This window comes from Streptomyces lasiicapitis, assembly GCF_014646335.1.
Classification (GTDB): domain Bacteria; phylum Actinomycetota; class Actinomycetes; order Streptomycetales; family Streptomycetaceae; genus Streptomyces; species Streptomyces lasiicapitis.
In genome coordinates, this window is the sequence record NZ_BMNG01000048.1 from 1 (window position 1) to 614 (window position 614).

Consider the following 614-nt stretch of genomic DNA (forward strand, 5'->3'; position numbering starts at 1 on the left):
ATCACGTTGCCAGGGCGAGGTTGTGCATGTGGGCGACGGCTCGGACGGCGTGGTGGAGGCCGTTGCCGCGTTGTCGGCAGTCGCGGAGGATCTTGTAGTTCTTCATGCGGGCGAAGGTATGTTCCACGCGGGCCCGGACTCGGCGGTGCTCTGCGTTGTCGGCCTCCTCTCCCGGCAGCAGCGGCCGTCGCTGGCGTTTGCGGTGTGGGACCACGAGCCCGGTATTGATGTACGCACCGTCGCCCAGCACGGTGATGCCTTCGCACGTCTGGGCGAGGCCAGAGTCCCGCCAGACCTGGGCGTCCGCCTTGTTGCCTGGGGCCGGCCGGGCCGTGGCCACCACCAGGCGGGTGTCGGCATCGATGATGACCTGCACGTTCGCCGAGAATCGGTAGTTGCGCGAAGAGGCGGCAACGGTGCGGTCGCGGACCGGGATCAGCGTGCCGTCCACGATCCACAACCGATCCGCGGCGTCGGCCGGGCGGACGACCGGCTCCAGGGTGAGCAAGGGACCCAGTCGTTGGATGACCCGGCACACCGTCGCCGGCGAGACCCCGAACAACGGCGCGAGCTGGCGCATCGTGAGGTTCGTCCGGTAGTGGACGGCCACCAGC

At 69.1% G+C, this 614-nt stretch carries 1 protein-coding gene; it reads right to left on the bottom strand.

All coding sequences use genetic code 11. The features are described 5' to 3' along the window. Window position 1 precedes the first annotated feature (1 nt). The coding region (locus IEY91_RS41460) for a transposase family protein (RefSeq protein WP_189177910.1) at window positions 2–614 on the bottom strand (613 nt) is incomplete at its 5' end.